This is a genomic window from Methylobacterium sp. WL64, assembly GCF_008039945.1.
Taxonomy (GTDB): Bacteria; Pseudomonadota; Alphaproteobacteria; order Rhizobiales; family Beijerinckiaceae; genus Methylobacterium.
Map to the genome: position 1 here is coordinate 1 of NZ_VRVA01000252.1, position 2,653 is coordinate 2,653.

At 65.0% G+C, this 2,653-nt stretch carries 4 protein-coding genes; all 4 read left to right on the forward strand.

Annotated features, from left to right (window positions below):
* Positions 1-62 precede the first annotated feature (62 nt).
* A protein-coding gene (locus FV242_RS33510; RefSeq protein WP_147941965.1) for an IS3 family transposase occupies positions 63-1,243 on the forward strand; the annotation gives its coding sequence in 2 pieces (ribosomal slippage) (positions 63-324 and positions 324-1,243; 1,182 coding nt in all).
* 67 nt (positions 1,244-1,310) lie between these two features.
* A complete protein-coding gene (locus FV242_RS35100; RefSeq protein ID WP_187278679.1) occupies positions 1,311-1,463 on the forward strand; it encodes a hypothetical protein in 153 nt (50 codons plus the stop codon).
* Between the two features lie 75 nt (positions 1,464-1,538).
* A complete protein-coding gene (locus tag FV242_RS33515) occupies positions 1,539-2,294 on the forward strand; it encodes a hypothetical protein (RefSeq protein ID WP_147941966.1) in 756 nt (251 codons plus the stop codon).
* A 107-nt stretch (positions 2,295-2,401) separates the two neighbouring features.
* On the forward strand, positions 2,402-2,653 hold a 252-nt coding region (locus tag FV242_RS33520; protein WP_147941967.1), incomplete at its 3' end, for a DUF3768 domain-containing protein.

Consider the following 2,653-nt stretch of genomic DNA (forward strand, 5'->3'; position numbering starts at 1 on the left):
GTCAGCCCCCATTGAAGTGGTCCGCTCTTTGGTATGGCTTTTAAGCCTGGAGGACGGACGAGATGGCAAATTACCCGAAGCCCGAGGAGATCGTCGCGAAGCTACGTCAGGCGGACGTGCTGATCTCACAGGGCCAGAGCGTGGCCGATCCAATTCGCGCGCTCGGTGTGAGTTCGGTGACATACTACCGGTGGCGGCGTGAGTTTGGCGGCCTGAAGTCGGATCAAGTTCGACGGATGAAGAGTCTTGAGACCGAGAATGCTCGGCTTCGAAAGGCAATCGCCGATCTCACCCTCGACAAGCTGATCCTGCAGGAGGCGTCCCGGGGAAACTTCTGAGCCCCGCGCGCCGACGCGCCTGTGTCGAGCACATCATGCAGACGATGACCGTCTCCGAGCGCTGCGCCTGTCGGGCGCTCGGTCAGCATCGCTCGACACAGCGCAAGGTGCCGCGGGGCCGCGACGACGAAGAGGCGCTGACGGCCGATCTCGTGGCGTTGGCTGAGAAGTACGGACGCTATGGCTACCGCAAGATCAGCGCATTGCTGAAGGCGGCCGGATGGTTCGTCAACGACAAGCGCGTCGAGCGCATTTGGCGGCGTGAGGGTCTGAAGGTCCCAGCCAGACAGCCCAAGCGGGGGCGGGTCTGGGACAACGACGGCTCCTGCGTCCGTCTTCGCCCGGAACACCGCAATCACGTGTGGTCGTACGACTTCGTCGAAGCCCGCACGCATGATGGACGCAAGATCCGGATGCTCAACGTGGTCGACGAGTTCACGCACGAATGCCTGGCGATCCGAATCGCCCGCAAGCTGAAGGCAGCCGACGTCATCGACGTGCTCTCGGATCTGTTCATCCTGCGTGGCGTACCTGGCCATATCCGTTCGGATAACGGCCCGGAGTTCGCTGCGAAGGCCGTCCAAGCTTGGATCACCGGCGTCGGAGCAAAGACGGCCTACATTACGCCAGGCTCACCGTGGGAGAACGGCTACGTCGAAAGCTTCAACGCACGGCTTCGCGACGAACTCCTGAACGGCGAGATCTTCTACACACTCAGGGAAGCGCAGGTCGTCATCGAAAGCTGGCGACGTCACTACAACGGCGTGCGCCCGCATGCCTCTTTGGGATACCGGCCGCCGGCCCCGGAGGTGTTCGTGCCAGCCTTCTCCGCTTGGCCGGCTGCGCTCGCCCGACCAGCTCCGCCGGCCAAGCTACTCGTGGCGGAGCGGCCCACCGTGCACTAACTTTACCCTTGGACCACCTCGTGGGGGCCGATCAGACCATTCGCAGTCATTTAATAGGATTTTATTCTTGACAATGGTCGCTGTTTCGGCCATGCTGATGATGTCGGCTGGCGAAGCGGCACTCAACGGCATCGCTGACCGGCCCGAGCCAGGAGACCGTCATGCTTCAATCACCCAAACCACTTCGACCATCGACAACGAAGGCGTTTCCGCCGGGTGAACGAGCCGCCAACTTCGACCGCACCTTCATGCAAGGCCCCCTCCCGGGGGCCTTCGTCGTTTCAGGGGGCCTGCGATGACCGCGCCTTCCAAAACCGCCCGTTCCGGCCCGCCGGCCCTCGTCTCGGAGACCCCGCTCACGCCTCAGCCGCCCGCACTCATACTGTTCAGTCAGGACGGGGGCAGGCTACGCGCCGCTTGGTTCGATGCTGCCGACGCTCAGGCGGCTGCCGCTGCTGCAGTGATTATGCGGCTGCGCGTCTTGCCGCTCAAAGACGCGGTCGGCCGAGACCTCGCCGGTCGCATCGCTCGCGGGCGGGTGTTGCCGAGTGGCCGCGCGCTCGTCCCGCTCACCAAGCGCGTGTTCTACACGCAGCTCGTCGCCCTGGCGGACGAGGGAGCTGGGCTCAGCATTGCCGACGGCGGTCAGGTCGGTTCGCCTCTCACCAACGAGCAACCAACGGCAGCCTCACCGCGGGAGATCGAGACGCCCATCGCTGACGCCAGTGTGACGGAAAGAGACGACGCCGGGCCGTCAGCTGGCGCCATCGAGACGACGCAGGCAGTCACGAGTTCGGCGGCCGAGCGGCCTGCTACCTCGAGGCCTGGTGACCGAACCTTCGTCGGTAGCCCGCGACCGGACGACCGCAGTGAGATCGGACTCGGCAGTGTCGTGCTCGCCCAGGAGGGCCCGGATGACGGTTGGTGGGAGGCCGAAGTGATCGGCATCAACGGCCGGGTCTTCTCATTGCGGTGGTGTGACTACCCCACCGACCCGACCATCCTGCGCAACGCCGGTGAATTGGCTTTGCTGCCGCCTGGAGAAGCGTAGCCCACGGCTACCTCACGCCCGGGTCAGCTCTGTGTGGCCCGGGTGTTCCGGCGCCGGCCCGATGCGACCGCTGCCGCTCAGACCATCCCTCCATCCTTGAGGTTTCCATGACCGCCGTCCTCGACGCGGATCGCGTCCGCGCGCTCAACGACATCCTCCGCCGCACGCTGTCCGGCGGCACCCTCGTGCTCACCGCCGGCGTCGTCACGCTCGGCCGCGAGCGCCAGCGGATAATCCTCGACGCGGTCGCCGCCCACGACCGGTTCGATGCTGACGATGACCCGCACGGTGAGAACGACTTCGGCGCGGTCGAGGCGGCCGGCGAACGTGTCTTCTTTAAAATCGATTACTTCGACCGC

Excerpts from the sequence above, each read along its gene's own strand:
- FV242_RS33515 (WP_147941966.1), top strand. The coding sequence starts at position 1,539 with ATGACCGCGCCTTCCAAAACCGCCCGTTCCGGCCCGCCGGCCCTCGTC.